The sequence below is a fragment of the Streptomyces sp. NBC_01775 genome (genome assembly GCF_035917675.1).
GTDB lineage: Bacteria > Actinomycetota > Actinomycetes > Streptomycetales > Streptomycetaceae > Streptomyces.
Map to the genome: position 1 here is coordinate 5,345,721 of NZ_CP109104.1, position 15,783 is coordinate 5,361,503.

The following is a 15,783-nucleotide window of genomic DNA, read 5'->3' on the forward strand; positions in this document are numbered from 1 at the left end:
GTGTCCATGCCGCAGGTTCTACGCGCCCCGGACGCGCGGGGAAAGTACCGCGGAAGGCATGGAGTTCACCATTGGGTGAGGGCACAGTGACGGAATGCGGATCTCGACGACCATCCTCCTCACCGACGAGACGATCCGGCCCGCCCGGCTGGCCCGCGAGCTGGAGGCGCGCGGCTTCGGCGGCCTGTACCTGCCCGAGCACACCCACATCCCCGTCAGCAGGCAGACCCCGGCGCCGATGGGCGGCCCGCTGCCCCGCCCCTACGGGCGCACCCTCGACCCGTTCGTGGGACTCGCCGCCGCCGCGACCGTCACCGAGGGGCTGGCCCTGGGCACCAGCGTCGCGCTCGTCGCCCAGCACGACCCCATCGCGTTGGCCAAGCAGGCGGCGACCCTCGACTGGATGTCCGAGGGCCGCTTCACCCTGGGCGTGGGCTTCGGCTGGAACGTCGAGGAGGCCAACGACCACGGTGTGGAGTGGCGCACCCGCCGCAGCCTGGTGCGGGACCGGATCGCGCTGATGCGCGCCCTGTGGGCGGCGGAGCCGACCGCGTACGAGGGCGAGTTCGCCTCCGTCAGCGCCTCCCACGCACACCCCAAGCCGGTACGCCCGGGCGGCCCCCGCCTCCTGCTCGGCGGCGCTGCGGGCCCCACGCTCTTCGCCCACATCGCGGAGTACGCCGACGGCTGGCTGCCCGTCGGCGGCAGCGGCCTGTCCGAAACCCTCCCCGACCTGCGCCGCGCCTGGGAGGCGGCGGGCCGGAAGGGCACCCCCGGCCTCGTCCCCGGCTTCGTCGTCCCGGCCCCCGGCAAGCTCAAGCGCTACCGCGACCTGGGCGCCGAAGAGGTCCTCCTCCAACTCCCCTCCGGCCCCGAGGACGAGGTCCTGCGCACCCTGGACGACTACGCGCGGTACCTCTGACCCCACGGCCCGCCCCGGCGGAGGCGGCCCGGCACCGGCGGGCGACAGGGCTCATACGCTCCTCCTGTCGGGCCCCGTCGTCACGTCCCAGCTCAACGGCCCCGCCTCGGTGCGCACCTGAGAGGTGATCCGACCCGTCACGTGGTGTCTTCGCGGGCGGCGATGTGCACAGCGCCCGACGGGCAGGTGTCCGCTGCCTCCTCGACGGCCTCGCGCCGGGCCTCGCCGGGGTGCTCCCGCAGCACCACGACGAGACCTTCCTCCTCGTCCTGGTCGAATACATCGGGAGCGGCGAGTACGCACTGACCCGCTCCGACACAGACCTCTCGGTCTCCGGTCACGTGCATCGTGGGCTCCGTTCTCACCAGGTGACAATCAGTTCGTCCACACCCTGAATGGTGTCGGCGCGGCGGGACCGCAGTTCCCTCGCCGGGGTATCGAGCCGCAGGGTGGGGAAGCGTTCGAAGAGGAGCGGCAGCGCGATCTGGAGCTCCAGCCGCGCGAGGTTCTGCCCGAGGCACTGGTGCACGCCGTAGCCGAACGCGTTGTGCTTGCGCGAGCCCCGCTGAATGTCGAACTCTTCCGGCTCGGGGAACATCGCGGGATCGAAGTTCGCCGGCCCGTTCGGGATCAGCACCCCTTCGCCCGCGCGGATGTGCTGGCCGGCGATGTCGATGTCCGCCGTGGCCACCCGAACCCCCGCGGAGTCCGCGATGGAGGTGTAGCGCAGCAGTTCCTCGACGACGCCGGGCACGACCTCGGGGTCGGCGCGGAACGCGGCGAGCTGCTCGGGGTGTTCCAGCAGCATCAGGGTGCCCAGGGTGATCACGTTCGCGGTGGTCTCATGGCCCGCGACCAGAAGCAACAACGCGATACCCGTGAGGTGGTCCCGGGGCAGCTCGCCGCGGGCGAGTTCACCGTTGGCCAGCCTGCTGACCAGGCCGGGCCGCGGGTTCTCGATCGCGGCGTCGACCAGCGAGTCCAGGTACGCCACCAGCTCTGTGCGGGCGGCGACGACTTCCTCCGTGTTGGCGCTGCGCACCAGCCGTTTGCTCGCGTCCTCGAAGAACTCGTGATCGGAGTACGGCACGCCGAGCACTTCGCAGATCACCAGGGACGGGATCGGCAACGCGTAGTTGACGACCAGATCCGCGGACGGGCCGGCCGCGCGCAGCTGCTCGGCGGCCCGTTCCGTGATCTCTTCGATCCTCGGACGCAATTCATTCATCCGCTTGACGGTGAACTCGGGAATGGTCATGCGCCGGTAGTAGCCGTGTTCCGGCGGGTCCATACCGACGAACGCGGGCGGCTGGCTGCGAACGGCCGCTCCGCGTGCCGAGACCAGCGGAAAGTTCGGGTCGGTCCGGTTGGACGAGAGCCGTGGATCGCTGAGCAGCGCGCGGGCCTCCGCGTACCGCGTGACCACCCAGCCGAGCTTGCCGTCGTGGAGCTCGACGCGGTGCAGCGGCCCCTGCGCGGTCAGTTCGGTGTAGCCGTGCGGCGGGCGGTACGGGCAGGTACGGACCTGCGGGTAGGTGATCGTCTCTTCCATGTGACACCTCAAACGCCGTGGCCAAATTTAGAGAACGTGTCGTTCTCTAAAAGGGTAGGCTTCTGGAACCGGCGAGCGCAATGTGAGCGCGACGTGAGCACCCCGTAATACCGTGAGCAGCATGATGAGCAGCGCGACCGATCACCGCCGGGGGCCGCGCAGGCGTGGCGCCGAGTTGGAGGACGCGATCCTTCGCGCGGCGCGTGAGGGCCTCATCGAACGTGGCTACGCGGCGCTGACCATGGACTGGATCGCCGGCCGGGCGCGCACCAGCAAGGCCGCGCTGTACCGCAGGTGGAGCAACCGTGCCGAGCTCGTGGTGTACGCGCAAGGGCAGCTGATCCGCTCCCTGGTGTCCACGCCGGACACCGGGTCCTTCGCCTCGGACACGCACGCGCTGCTGCGTTCGCTCGCCGACCTGATGGATTCCGAGTACGGCGAGCTGCTTCGCGGAGTGCTCGCGGAGGTGGCAAAGAACCCGGAACTTGCCGCCGAGACACGAAGGCAGCTTCTTGAGACGGGGCCGTACCTGGTCGACGAGATCTACCGGCGTGGGATCGAGCGTGGTGAGGTCCGCCCCGAACTGCGGGGCACGCGTGCCATGACCGCCGCACACGACCTGCTGCGCAGCGAGTTCGTGCTCCGCGGGACGCCGATCACGGACGCCGTGATCGAGGACATCATCGACACCGTCTACCTGCCACTGGTGCGGGCCCGGTAACGCGGGGCATGCGCACGCGGACTGCTCCGCCACCAGAGTCCGAGGGCCGCAAGCGGATCCACGCGATCCGGCTCAACCGGCCGGGCTGAGGTCCGAGGCTGAAGCCGCCGGGATCACACCGCCCGGGCCTGCGGATATGCCGGGATGCGGGGATACGCTCGTTGGATGACCTCACACGGACAGGCGCCGACGGCGAACGCGATGCGCCGGGCGCTCAAGCGCGCCCGCGACGGCGTCGCCCTCGACAGCACGGAAGCCGCCGTCCTCCTCCAGGCGAGGGGCGACAGTCTCGCCGACCTCACCGCCTCCGCGGCCCGCGTCCGGGACGCGGGCCTGGAAGCCGAGGGCAGGGCGGGCGTCATCACCTACTCCCGCAAGGTCTTCATCCCTCTCACGCGCCTGTGCCGCGACAGGTGCCACTACTGCACCTTCGTCACCGTGCCCGGCAAGCTCCGCTCCGAGGGGCACGGGATGTTCCTCTCGCCCGACGAGGTGCTGGACATCGCCCGGCGCGGCGCCGAGATGGGCTGCAAGGAAGCCCTCTTCACGCTCGGAGACCGGCCCGAGGACCGCTGGCCGGAGGCCCGGGAGTGGCTGGAGTCGCACGGCTACGACGACACCCTCGCCTACGTACGCGCCATGGCGATCCGCGTCCTGGAGGAGACCGGCCTCCTTCCGCACCTCAATCCCGGCGTGCTGACCTGGACGGACTTCCAGCGGCTCAAGCCCGTCTCGCCGTCCATGGGCATGATGCTGGAGACGACGGCGACCCGCCTGTGGTCGGAGAAGGGCGGCCCCCACCACGGCTCGCCCGACAAGGACCCGGCCGTGCGGCTGCGCGTCCTGGAGGACGCGGGCCGCTCGAACGTGCCGTTCACCAGCGGCATCCTCATCGGCATCGGGGAGACGTACGAGGAGCGCGCCGACTCCCTGTTCGCGCTGCGCCGCGTGCAGCGCGCCTACCACGGCATCCAGGAAGTCATCGTGCAGAACTTCCGGGCCAAACCGGACACGGCCATGCGCGGCATGCCCGACGCCGAACTGGAGGAGCTGGCCGCCTGTATCGCCGTCGCCCGGCTGATCCTCGGCCCTTCGGCACGCGTGCAGGCGCCGCCGAACCTGGTGGACGGGGAGTACGCGCGGATGATCGAGGCGGGCATCGACGACTGGGGCGGCGTCTCCCCGCTCACCCCCGATCACGTCAACCCCGAGCGCCCCTGGCCGCAGATCGACCAGCTGGCGGACAAGACCCGCGAGGCCGGCTTCGAGCTGCGCGAACGGCTCACCGTCTATCCCGAGTTCATCCGGCGCGGCGAGCCCTGGCTGGACCCGCGCGTCCTGCCGCACGTACGCGCGCTGGCCGACCCGGACACCGGCATGGCCCGCGCGGACGCCGTCGTCGAGGGCCGCCCCTGGCAGGAGCCCGACGAGGGCTTCACCCCCAGCGGACGCACCGATCTGCACCGCACCATCGACACCGAGGGCCGCACCGCCGACCGCCGCGAGGACTTCGACGAGGTGTACGGAGACTGGGCGGAGCTGCGCGAGCGGGCGGCGCCCGGCATGACACCCGAACGTGTCGACTCCGACGTCCACGAGGCACTCACCCAGGCCGCCGCCGACCCCACGAAGCTCACCGACGACCAGGCGCTCGCCCTGCTGCACGCGGACGGACCGGCCCTGGACGCGCTGTGCCGCACGGCCGACGACGTGCGGCGGGACGCGGTCGGCGACGACGTGACGTACATCGTCACCCGCAACATCAACTTCACCAACGTCTGCTACACCGGCTGCCGTTTCTGCGCCTTCGCGCAGCGCCGCACCGACGCCGACGCCTTCACCCTCTCCCTGGAGCAGGTCGCCGACCGCGCCCAGCAGGCGTGGGACGTGGGCGCTGTGGAGGTGTGCATGCAGGGCGGCATCCATCCCGACCTGCCCGGCACCGCCTACTTCGACATCGCGCGCGCCGTCAAGGAGCGGGTCCCGGGCATCCATGTGCACGCCTTCTCCCCGATGGAGGTCGTCAACGGGGCCACCCGCACCGGCATGTCCATCCGCGAGTGGCTGACCGCCGCCAAGGAAGCGGGGCTCGACTCCATCCCGGGCACCGCCGCCGAGATCCTGGACGACGAGGTCCGCTGGATCCTCACCAAGGGCAAGCTCCCGGCCGCCACCTGGGTCGAGGTGATCAAGACGGCGCACGAGGTGGGCCTGGGCTCGACGTCCACGATGATGTACGGCCACGTCGACCAGCCCCGGCACTGGCTGGGCCACCTGCGGCTGCTGGCCGAGATCCAGCGCTCCGCGCTGTCGAAGAACCTGAGCGGCTTCACGGAGTTCGTGACGCTCCCCTTCATCCACACCAACGCCCCCGTCTACCTCGCGGGCATCGCCCGCCCCGGCCCCACCACCCGCGACAACCGCGCGGTCACGGCCATGGCCCGCCTCCTCCTCCACCCCTGGGTGCCCAACATCCAGACGAGCTGGGTCAAACTGGGCACCGAGGGTGCCGCCGAGATGCTCCGCTCCGGCGCCAACGACCTGGGCGGCACCCTGATGGAGGAGACCATCTCCCGCATGGCGGGCTCCTCCTACGGTTCCTACCGCTCCATCAAGGACCTCCAGGCCATCGCCGAGGCCGCGGGCCGTCCCTCCCGCGCCCGTACGACCTCCTACGGCGAGGTCCCGGAAGAGCGCCTCCGGGCCGCCCACGACTCCGACGGCCACCTCCCGGAGCTGCTGCCGCTGGTGTGAGGGGGCCGGATCCTGTGTGCGGGGTCCGCGCACGCCGGAGCCGGGGCTGAAAAGACCCCACCTCTCCGGCGTGCGCGGGGCACACTGCTGCCTGGAGCACTCTGCTGCCTCTGGACCGCACTGGCAGCGGGCGGCCGGTGGGGCGGGAACGACGGGCACGAGGGGGAAGCCATGGCGGGGCGTGTGACCGGGCCGGTGTCGATGCAGGAGCTGATGCGGCGCCGTCGCGACAGCGGACTGGTGGGGCGCGGCGCCGAACAGAGCGTGTTCCGGGACAACCTCGCCACCGCACCCGATGACCCGGCCCACCGCTTCCTCTTCCACGTGCACGGGGTCTCCGGCGTCGGGAAGACCACTCTCGTCCGGCAGTTCGAGGGCACGGCGCGCGAGCACGAGGCGCTGACCGCGTACGTGGACGAGGCCGTACACGGCGCCGTGGACGCCATGGAGTCCATCAGCGCCCAGCTCGCCCAGCAGGACGCGCCGCTCAAGAGCTTCGACCGGCTGCTGACCCGCTACCGCGAACGCCGCCACGAGGCGGACGCGGCCTCGGCCGCCGCGATGTTCCCCGAACCGCACCCCGGCAGCCCGGCCCCCGGCAGTCCACCCGCGCCCGGCAGCCCACCCGCGCCCGGCAGCACGGCCTCCCGCGCCAGCACGGTCGCGGCGACGGCGGCCACCGCCGGGCTGGAACTGATCCCCGGCATCGGGTCGTTCGCCGCCCGCGCCGTCGACCCCGCGCAGCTCGCCCAGGGGATGGACCGCTGGCGCGCGGCCCTCAGCACCCGGCTGCGCGACCACGACGACGTGAGCCTCGTCCTCACACCGCTCCAGGAACTCACCCCGGTCTTCCTGGCGGACCTGCGTTCGGTGGCGGCCCAGCACCCGTGGCTCGCCCTCTTCTTCGACACGTACGAGCGCACCGGACCCGTGCTCGACACCTGGCTGCACGAGGTGGCCAGCACCGACCGGTACGGCGCGATGCCCGCGAACGCGCTGCTGACCTTCGCCGGACAGCATCCGCCCGACCGCGCCCGCTGGTCCGACGCCGCCGGCTTCCTGGCCGAACTGCCGCTGGAGATCTTCACGGAGGAGGAGGCCAGGAGCCTGCTGGCGGCGAAGGGCGTCACGGACGAGCAGGTCGTCGATGTCGTCCTGCACCTGTCGGGCCGCCTCCCGGTCCTCCTCACGATGCTGGCCGAGACCCGCCCCGCCGGCTCCGGGGACATCGGCGATCCCAGCGGCACCGCCGTCGAACGCTTCCTGAAGTGGATCGAGGACCCGGCGCACAGGGAGGTCGCCCAGGCCGCCGCCTTCCCCCTCGACCTGGACGAGGACGTCTTCCGCGCCGCCTCCGGCCTGCCGGAGCAGGAGTGCGCCGCCCTCTACGGCTGGCTGCGCTCCCTCCCCTTCGTCCGCGACCGCGCGGGCCGCGCGCAGTACCACGACGTGGTCCGCGGCACCGTCCTGCGCTTCCAGCGCAACCAGTCCCCGCGGCGCTGGCGTGCCCGGCACCAGGACCTGTCGGCCCACTTCGCCGCCCGCCGCGCGGAGGCGGCCACCGTGGTGAAGGGCGACCGGAACTGGTCGGAGGAGCGCTGGCGGCTGAAGTGCTGGTACGACGCCGACTGGCGCGAGCAGCGCAGGCTGGAGACCTACCACCTGCTGTGCGCCGATCCGCGCGGACCGCTGCACCAGGCGCTGCAAGAGACCCTGCACGCCGCCGACTCCGGTGCCTCCTCGGCCCGCGCCTGGGTCGCGACACTGGCCCGCGCCGGCACCGACTCCGGTGACGGGACCCTGAGCACCTGGGCAGCCCGGCTGGACGCGGTGCTCACGGACGGCCCCGGACCGGAGGGCGCGGCACACCCGGACGGCCCCGCCCCGGACGAAGCCATGCCGGACGAGGCCGCGCCCGGCGACGGTTCCGGCGAGCGGACGTGGGAGCTGCGCCTGTGCGACGTATTGCTCACCGCGCTGGAGCCCGACCCGCGCCGCGCGGCCGTCGTGCTGGCCGAACGCGGCTGGGCACGCCTGCTGACGGGGCGGGAACTGGACGCCGCGCGCCCCGACTTCGACCGCGCCCTGGCCCTCGACCCGGACAACGCCGCCGCCTACGAGGGGCGGGGCCGACTGCTGCGGAGGCGGGGGCGGTACACCGAGGCACTCGCCGACTTCGACCGCGCCCTCGCGCTGTGGCCCGACACACCCTCGGCACTCGACCAGCGCGGACTGACCTACCGCATGGTGGACCGCCACGAGGAGGCGCTCGCCGACGCCGAGCTCTCCCTCGAACTGGCACCCGGCGACCCCTGGACGCTGCGTTTCCGGGGCTCCTGCCTGGCCGAACTCGGACGCCTCGACGAGAGCGTCGACGTACTGAACGAGAGCCTGCTCCGGGACCCGGACAACTCGTGGGGCCTGGCCCTGCGCGGCGAGGTGCTGCGCCGCAGCGGCAGACACGAGGAAGCGCTCGCCGACCTGGACCGCTCGCTGGAGCTGGACCCCGACAGCGTGTGGCAGCTGGCCGAGCGCGGCGTGTGCCTGCGCGCGCTCGGGCGGCCCGAGGAGTCCCTGGCGGACCTGGACCGGGCGCTGGAGCTGGCCCCGGAGGACAACTGGTACCGATACCAGCGGGCCACGACGCTGCGGGAGCTGTGCCGCAACAGCGAGGCGCTGGCCGGTCTGACGGCGACCCTGGAGAACGTCCCCGACCACCCCGGGGCCCGCACCGCGCGCGCCGAGCTGCTCCGCCTGACCGGCCGGTGGAGCGAGGCGCTCGACGACTTCGACCGGGCGCTGTCCCTCGCCCCCGGCGATTCCTGGGACCTGGGCTGCCGCGCCCAGTGCCTCCTCGCGCTCGGCCGGCCCGAGGAGGCGCTGGAGTGCCTCGGCCCGGCGCTCGCCGCCGCACAGGAGGAGGGGCTGTCGGAGCCGACCTGGCTGTGGTCGGTGCGTGCCAGGGTGCTGCTGGCGGTGGACCGCCCCCAGGACGCGCTCGCCGAGCTGGCGAAGATCGAGGAGTGCCGGGACCCGGTCGACGCGCTGGCGAGGCGCGCCCGGCTCCTGGAGGAGGCCGGAGCGTACGAGGCCGCGCTGGCGGACCGGGACCGCGTCCTGGCGGCCCGCCCCGACAACGTGGCCCATCTGCTCGAACGGTCGGACCTGTACCGGACGGTGGACCGCTTCGACGAGGCGTACGCCGACTGCCACCGGGCCCTGGAACTGGACCCGGACTCCCCGGACGCGCACCACGACCTGGCCCTGCTGCACCGGCACCACGGCCGGCTGGACGAGGCGCTCGCCGCCGCCGACCGCGCCGTCGGCCTCGCACCCGAGTACGCCTGGAGCCATGCGCTCCGCGCGCTCGTCCACTGGTACCTGGGCAGTCAGGATCGGGCGCTTTCGGATGTGAGCCGCGCCGTGGAACTGGAACCGGACGACCCTGGCTACCTCGCACTGCGCGCGTACTTCCAGCTGCTGCGCGGCGGGACGGACCGCGCCCGCGCCGATCTGGCCCATGCCCTGGAGCTGCCGGGGGAGCCCCTGGGCGGCCCGTCGGAGGAGGGGTATCTGGTTGATGCCCTGTGCGCGTCGGCGGAGGACGGCCTGACCTCGCCCACCGCCCGCGCCCGCTGGCAACGGTTCGCCCAACAGCTCCCCGCGTCCCGCTACAGCGCCGCCGACCGCCTCGCGAGTGTCCTCCTGGCAGACGCGGCACTCGCCGGCCCACCCGCGGCCGAAGGGCGGCAGCTCGGCGAACGACTGGACGAACGGCTCGACGAACGGCTCGACGAACTGCTCGCGTGCGGCCCGTACTGGGAGCGGCTGTGGGACACCGCGGAGACGCTCCGCTTCCTCGCGGCGGTGCCGGACGTCCCCGACGAGCACCGCACCCGCCTCACCGCCCTCGCCACCCGCCTCGCCGATCAGCCGGCGACCTCGGGCGGCCCACGCGGACACCACATCTGACCGATCCGAAGGCGAGTCGATTAGAGTGCTGCGCCGGAAGGGCGGGGGAGCCCAGCGCGGGATTCGGGAGGGCACGGGAACGTGGCAGCTTCGGGTGGTGAGGGCGGCAGCGCCGCCGCCACGGCCATATGGGGCCGGGCCGAGCAGCAGGATTTCCGCAGCAGAGTGCGCGGATGTCTGCTGGGCGGGGCGATCGGCGACGCGCTCGGCGCGGGCGTCGAGTTCGACTCCCTCGCGCAGATCCGCGACAAGTGCGGCCGGCAGGGTGTGACCGACTATGTGTCCGCCTACGGCCGCAGGGGAGCCATCACCGACGACACCCAGATGACGCTCTTCACCGTCGACGGGCTCATCCGCGCACACGTGCGCCGTGACACCGGCGCCTGGCACCCGCCGACCGACGTGCACGCCGCCTACCGCCGCTGGGCGGCCACCCAGCGCGACTGGGGCCCCGACGAGCGCCGCGAGACGGACGGCTGGCTCGCCCGCGAGGAGTGGCTCTACTCCCGCCGCGCTCCCGGCAACGCCTGCCTCAGCGGGCTGGCCGACGACAGGATGGGCACCCTCGACAAGCCGAAGAACCCTCAGTCCAAGGGCTGCGGCACCGTCATGCGGTCCGCGCCGTTCGGGCTGCTGGTCGGCTGGGAGCCGCAGCTGGTCTTCCAGCTCGCCGTCGAGTGCGCGGCCCAGACGCACGGCCACCCCACGGGCTACCTCGCGGCGGGCGCGTTCGCCGCGATCGTGCACGCCCTCGCGCGCGGCGAGGGGCTCGACACCGCCGTACAGCGGGCCCTCGTCCAGCTGGCCGCCCGCCCGGGGCACGAGGAGACGACCGAGGCGCTCAAGCAGGCGCTCGGTGCGGTTCGCCAGGGCATGCCCTCCCCCGAGCGGGTGGCCGCGCTCGGCGAGGGCTGGACGGCCGAGGAGTCCCTCTCCATCGGCGTGTACTGCGCGCTGGTCGCCGAGGACGTACGCCACGGCCTGCTGCTGGCCGTCAACCACGGCGGTGACAGCGACTCGACCGGCTCCATCTGCGGCAACCTCCTGGGCGCCATCCACGGCGAGACCGCGCTCCCGCCCGGCTGGGTCGCCGAGGTCGAGGGCCGCGCCACCATTCTCGAACTCGCCGACGACTTCGCGATGGAGATGACCCAGGGCCCCGCCCTCCACGGCCCGGGCGCCGCCTCCCCGGCCTGGCTCGCCCGCTACCCCCGCGCGTGACCGCCGCTCCGCCCGGCGTGATGCCTACCGCCTGACCGGTAGTCATCTCGCCGGGCGGAGCGGCGCTGCCGAGCAGACGCAGGCCGTCCGGCGCGGCCAGGCCCTTCGGTGGCTCGGCGGGATCGGTGCCCGTGCTCAGCCGACGCCACGGGGAGTCTCCGACGCGGCCTGTGCGAGCAGCGCGTCGACGAACGTGCGGAGCCCCTGGGGATAGATGTCCCGGGCGGCCAGTGCGGCCCACCGGACGCCGATGGCCGCCAGGTGCGGCACCTGGGACGCGTCCAGGTCGTCGCGGTAGGCGAAGGGTTCGCCGTCGGTTCGGCGGCGGGCGGAGTGGGCGCGGACGAGGACCTCGCCGACGGTGTAGTACCAGATGCTGCGGAAGACGTCGACGGTCTGTTCCGGCGTGCATCCGTAGTCGTCGGCCCCGGAAACGATGGCTTCGACCATCCACATCGCCGATTCGTCGAGGAGGCCGACGAAACCGTCGGCCGAGAGGACCTCCGCGGCCCAGGGCCAGGCTGTGAGGGCGTCGTGCATCGCGGTGGCCGCCGCGACGATGCGCTCCCGTGGGTCGCTGGGCAGCTGGGGGCGCCTGAGTTGGCCGATGTGGTGGTTGAGCAGCAGGACCAGCAGGTCGTCCTTGTTCCGGATGTGGTGGTACAGGGTCGTCGCCCCGATGCCCATCTCGGCGGCCAGCCGGCGGATGGTCAGTTTCTCCCAGCCGTCCCGGTCGATGAGCCGCCGGGCCGCCTCCAGGATCTGCGTGCGGGAGGTCACGGGCGGTCGGCCGGTGCGGCCGTGCGGTGCGGGCGATGCGGGCCGTCGGGACATCGGCCCATCATGCCGCCCCGCCGTCCCCCGTCGTGAACCGGTGCGGGTTCAGCCTTTCGAGTTCACAACGGCCTGACCCGATGCTAGTTTCGGAACACGTTCGAAAAGTCGCCGTCCGGCGCCGGCGAGCCCACCGTCACGGGCTGAGCAGGCCGATGACCGCGACCTGCTCCCGCCCGGGACCGACCAGTTCGCAACGAGACCGACGAAGACGGGAGGGCGATGACCACCACCGGCCTTGCCAAGGCGAGGGAGCAGTCCGCACCACCACCAACCCCACTACCAACGCCACCACCGGACGCCGATTCCGCGGCGGGACAGAACACGGCGGGGCTGCTGCGCCCTTATGCCGGGAGTTTCGCTGCCGTGGTGATCCTTCAGGTCATCGGAGCTGTCGCAGGTCTGGCGCCGCTCCTGGCGGTCGTCGAACTGGGCCGCGCTCTGTTGTCGCCAGGGCCGGTCGATCACGGTCACATCCGGACTGTCGTGATCGCGGGTGCGACCGGCTTGTTCGTCCGGCTGCTGTTCACGGCCGCGTCGTCCGGAGTCGGGCATGTTCTCGACGGCCAGGTGCAGCTGTCGTTCCGACGCGCTTTGGCCGCGCGGCTGGGGCGGGTACCGATCGGCTGGTTCTCCCGGCGCCGGACCGGCGAGCTGGCAAAGCTGGTGGGGGAGGACGTGAGTGCCGTGCACCCGTTCATCGCCCACACTCCCGGCGAACTCGTCTCCGCGTTCGTGGTGCCGCTGGTGTCGCTGATCTACTTGTTCACCGTCGACTGGCGGCTGACGCTGGTCACGCTGATACCGGTGGTGCTGGCAGTGGCGCTGGTCCCCCTCATGATGACCCCGGCCCGGCAGCGCGAGCAGACGGAGTTCGACGGGGCCATGGGGCGGATTTCGAGTTCCGTCGTCGAGTTCGTGCAGGGCATCTCGGTGGTCAAGGCGTTCGGCGGAGCCGGGCGCGCCCACCGTGAATTCCTCACGGCCGCAGACGAGTTCGTCGACATCTTCTCCCGGTGGGTGCGCGGTATCTCCAAGACGGCCGCGGGAATGCAGCTGGCGCTGTCGCCGCCGTTCGTGTTGCTGGTCGAGCTGATCGGCGGTGCGGCTCTGATCACGAACGGGGGCATGGCCCCGGCCGATCTGCTGCCCTTCCTGCTGCTCGGGCTGGGTCTGACCGCTCCGGTGGCGGCCCTCGGCCACGGCTTCGACGACATGCGGGCCGCCGGGCGCGCGGTCGGCCGGATCCGGGACGTGCTCCAGGTGCCGTCGCTGCCGGAGCCCGCGCACCCGGTCGCGCCGCAGGGGCACCGGGTGGAACTGCGTGACGTCCGATTCGGCTACGAGGCCGGTCACGAGGTGCTGCGAGGGATCGACCTGGTGCTCGAACCGGGAACCGTCACCGCGGTCGTCGGGCCGTCGGGAAGCGGAAAGTCCACGCTGGTCCAGCTGCTGCCGCGGTTCTTCGACCCGACCCACGGTTCGGTCGTCCTGGGCGGCGTCGACCTGCGCGAGCTCGGCAGCGGGGAGCTCTACCGGATGGTCTCCTTCGTCTTCCAGGACGTTCGCCTGCTGCGCGCGTCGATCGCGGAGAACATCGCGCTGGCGGTACCGCAGGCCGACCACGGTGACGTGGTGCGCGCCGCCCGGATGGCGAACATCCATGACCGGATTCTCGAACTGCCCCGCGGATACGAGTCGGTGATCGGTGAGGATGCCGGACTGTCGGGTGGCGAGGCACAGCGGATCTCGCTGGCACGCGCACTGCTCGCCGCCGCCCCCGTTCTGGTGCTCGACGAGGCGACCTCCTTCGCCGACCCGCAGACGGAACAGGCGGTGCGCCGGGCCCTGGCGACGCTGGAGGGCGACCGGACGATTCTGGTCATCGCCCATCGCCTGGAGACGGTCGCCGACGCCGACACCGTCGTGATGCTGGAGAACGGGTCGATCGCCGAGCGCGGCAGACCTGCCGAACTGCTGGCACAGAACGGGAAGTTCGCCGCGTTCTGGCAATCCCACCGGCCGGCCGGCGCCGACGTGACCGAAACCCACGGCGGCCTACCGCAAGGAGACGAGCCCCGATGATCCGAGTGCTGCTGCGCGTGCTGGGACGCGAGTACGCCCGGCCGATGCGTCGCACCGTGGCCCTGATATCGACGACCGCGGTGGCCGAGGGGCTGTCCTACGCCCTGCTGGTTCCCGTGCTGCGGGCGCTGCTGGGGAGCACGCCCGGAGATGCCTGGCCCTGGCTGATCGCGTTCGGGGCCGCGGTCACGGTCTACGCGGGGCTGCGCTACAGCAGCGATCTGTCCGGTTTCCGCGTCGGGACCGCGCTGCTGCGTGGCCTGTATCACCGGCTCGGCGATCATCTGGCCCGATTGCCCATCGGCTGGTACGGCGCAGGCCGCGTCGGGGAGGTGTCGGCCCTGGCCAGCCACGGCGTCCTACAGGCGATGAGCGTGATCGCGCATCTGCTGGCACCGTTGATCTACGCCTGTGTGACCCCCCTGACGATCGTTGTCGTGATGCTCGCCCTCAATTGGCACATGGGGCTGGCCGCGTTGGCCGCCGTACCGGTCGTGGCGGCGATCCAGACCTGGACGGGCCGCTCGACGGCCACAGGCGATGCGGAGCGTGCCGAACGCGACCACGAGGCCACCGGGCGGGTCATCGAATACCTCCAGGCCCAGCCGGTGCTGCGCGCCGGCGGCCGGACCGTCGAACGCTTCCGGTTGCTCGACGACGCGCTGCGCGAAGCTCAGCGCGCGTCCCGCCGCTCCACGCTGTCGGCGCTGCCCGGCGCAGTGGGCTTGACGCTCGTGGTGCAGGCGATGTTCACCGTGTTGCTGGCCCTGGGTGCCTACCTCGCGCTCGGCGGGGACATCGGCGTGGCAGAGGTCCTGACGATCCTGGTACTGGCCGCCCGCTGCGCGGATCCGCTGCTGTCGCTGTCGGACATCGGTGGCAGACTCCGCGGCGCGCGCTCCGTGCTGGCGGAACTCGACACGGTTTTGCGCACCGAGCCGCTGCCGGAGGCTCCCGAACCGGTCCAGCCGGCCGGCCATGACCTGGAGTTCGAGTCCGCCGTCTTCCGGCACGGCGACCGCACGGTGATCGACGGAGTGTCGTTGTGCGTGCCGGAGGGACAGCGCCTCGCCGTTGTCGGACCGTCGGGCGCGGGCAAGAGCACGCTGCTCCAGTTGCTCGCGCGCTTCTACGACGTGGACGCGGGCACGGTGCGCGTGGGGGGCGTGGACGTGCGTGCCATCAGCACCGAGGTGTTGATGGCGCAGATCGCCATCGTCTTCCAGGACGTCTATCTCTTCGACGGCACGATCGAGGAGAACGTGCGTCTCGGCCGCCCCGACGCCGGCGAAGCCGAGGTGCGGGCGGCAGCGACCGCGGCGAGGCTGGACGAGGTGATCGAGCGACTGCCCGGCGGCTGGGCGGCGAATGTCGGCGAGGGCGGCGCCCTGCTGTCGGGCGGTGAGCGCCAGCGTGTCTCGATCGCGCGAGCGCTGCTGAAGAACGCGCCCATCGTGCTGTTGGACGAGGTCACCTCCGCACTGGACCCGGTGAACGAGGCGGCCGTCCACGAGGGCATCGAGCGCCTGATGGCGGGCCGGACGGTGGTGATGGTGGCGCATCGGATGCGGACCGTCCGACGCGCCGATCGCGTCGTCTTTCTGGACGGCGGCCGGACCGTGGAGGAAGGCAGCCACGACGAGCTGCTGCGCCACGGTGGCCGCTACGCCGATTTCTGGAGTATGTCCATGGCGCCGGTGGCGAGTGAATGACTCAGCTAGT

At 72.2% G+C, this 15,783-nt stretch carries 10 protein-coding genes; 7 read left to right on the top strand and 3 right to left on the bottom strand.

Annotated elements, in window-relative coordinates; genetic code table 11:
• Positions 1–94 precede the first annotated feature (94 nt).
• Positions 95–922, top strand: coding sequence for a TIGR03619 family F420-dependent LLM class oxidoreductase (locus OHB04_RS23915; protein ID WP_326689704.1), 828 nt, complete (start codon positions 95–97; stop codon positions 920–922).
• Positions 923–1,059: 137 nt separating this feature from the next.
• On the opposite strand, the gene OHB04_RS23920 is transcribed toward OHB04_RS23915, so the two are convergent.
• Both OHB04_RS23920 and OHB04_RS23925 read right to left on the bottom strand, forming a co-directional pair.
• Positions 1,060–1,269, bottom strand: coding sequence for a ferredoxin (locus OHB04_RS23920; protein WP_326689705.1), 210 nt, complete (start codon positions 1,267–1,269; stop codon positions 1,060–1,062).
• Between the two features lie 14 nt (positions 1,270–1,283).
• Entirely contained in the window at positions 1,284–2,474 is a 1,191-nt protein-coding gene (locus OHB04_RS23925; RefSeq protein WP_326808260.1) for a cytochrome P450, read from the bottom strand.
• A 121-nt stretch (positions 2,475–2,595) separates the two neighbouring features.
• Here OHB04_RS23925 and OHB04_RS23930 point away from each other — a divergent pair, with 121 nt between their 5' ends.
• The 4 genes from OHB04_RS23930 (at position 2,596) to OHB04_RS23945 (ending at position 11,142) form a co-directional block, all read left to right on the top strand.
• Positions 2,596–3,195: a TetR/AcrR family transcriptional regulator gene (locus OHB04_RS23930; protein ID WP_326689707.1), complete on the top strand. Its 600-nt coding sequence runs from the start codon at positions 2,596–2,598 to the stop codon at positions 3,193–3,195.
• Between the two features lie 165 nt (positions 3,196–3,360).
• A complete protein-coding gene (locus tag OHB04_RS23935) occupies positions 3,361–5,949 on the top strand; it encodes a bifunctional FO biosynthesis protein CofGH (RefSeq protein ID WP_326689708.1) in 2,589 nt (862 codons plus the stop codon).
• A 171-nt stretch (positions 5,950–6,120) separates the two neighbouring features.
• A complete protein-coding gene (locus OHB04_RS23940; RefSeq protein ID WP_326808261.1) occupies positions 6,121–9,921 on the top strand; it encodes a tetratricopeptide repeat protein in 3,801 nt (1,266 codons plus the stop codon).
• An 81-nt stretch (positions 9,922–10,002) separates the two neighbouring features.
• A complete protein-coding gene (locus tag OHB04_RS23945; RefSeq protein WP_326808262.1) occupies positions 10,003–11,142 on the top strand; it encodes an ADP-ribosylglycohydrolase family protein in 1,140 nt (379 codons plus the stop codon).
• Between the two features lie 135 nt (positions 11,143–11,277).
• Here the strand turns inward: OHB04_RS23945 and OHB04_RS23950 are convergent, their stop codons facing one another.
• Positions 11,278–11,976, bottom strand: coding sequence for a TetR/AcrR family transcriptional regulator (locus OHB04_RS23950; protein WP_326808263.1), 699 nt, complete (start codon positions 11,974–11,976; stop codon positions 11,278–11,280).
• A gap of 222 nt (positions 11,977–12,198) precedes the next feature.
• Here OHB04_RS23950 and OHB04_RS23955 point away from each other — a divergent pair, with 222 nt between their 5' ends.
• The gene (locus OHB04_RS23955) at positions 12,199–14,061 is read left to right on the top strand and encodes an ABC transporter ATP-binding protein (protein ID WP_326808264.1); all 1,863 of its coding nucleotides are present in this window, start codon (positions 12,199–12,201) and stop codon (positions 14,059–14,061) included.
• A complete protein-coding gene (locus OHB04_RS23960) occupies positions 14,058–15,773 on the top strand; it encodes an ABC transporter ATP-binding protein (protein WP_326808265.1) in 1,716 nt (571 codons plus the stop codon). Before OHB04_RS23955 ends, OHB04_RS23960 begins: the two co-directional genes overlap by 4 nt.
• The last annotated feature ends 10 nt before the right edge of the window (positions 15,774–15,783 follow it).

Excerpts from the sequence above, each read along its gene's own strand:
- OHB04_RS23960 (WP_326808265.1), top strand. The coding sequence starts at position 14,058 with ATGATCCGAGTGCTGCTGCGCGTGCTGGGACGCGAGTACGCCCGGCCG.
- OHB04_RS23930 (WP_326689707.1), top strand. The coding sequence starts at position 2,596 with ATGATGAGCAGCGCGACCGATCACCGCCGGGGGCCGCGCAGGCGTGGC.
- OHB04_RS23925 (WP_326808260.1), bottom strand. The coding sequence starts at position 2,474 with ATGGAAGAGACGATCACCTACCCGCAGGTCCGTACCTGCCCGTACCGC.
- OHB04_RS23940 (WP_326808261.1), top strand. The coding sequence starts at position 6,121 with ATGGCGGGGCGTGTGACCGGGCCGGTGTCGATGCAGGAGCTGATGCGG.
- OHB04_RS23915 (WP_326689704.1), top strand. The coding sequence starts at position 95 with ATGCGGATCTCGACGACCATCCTCCTCACCGACGAGACGATCCGGCCC.
- OHB04_RS23920 (WP_326689705.1), bottom strand. The coding sequence starts at position 1,269 with ATGCACGTGACCGGAGACCGAGAGGTCTGTGTCGGAGCGGGTCAGTGC.
- OHB04_RS23955 (WP_326808264.1), top strand. The coding sequence starts at position 12,199 with ATGACCACCACCGGCCTTGCCAAGGCGAGGGAGCAGTCCGCACCACCA.
- OHB04_RS23950 (WP_326808263.1), bottom strand. The coding sequence starts at position 11,976 with ATGTCCCGACGGCCCGCATCGCCCGCACCGCACGGCCGCACCGGCCGA.
- OHB04_RS23935 (WP_326689708.1), top strand. The coding sequence starts at position 3,361 with ATGACCTCACACGGACAGGCGCCGACGGCGAACGCGATGCGCCGGGCG.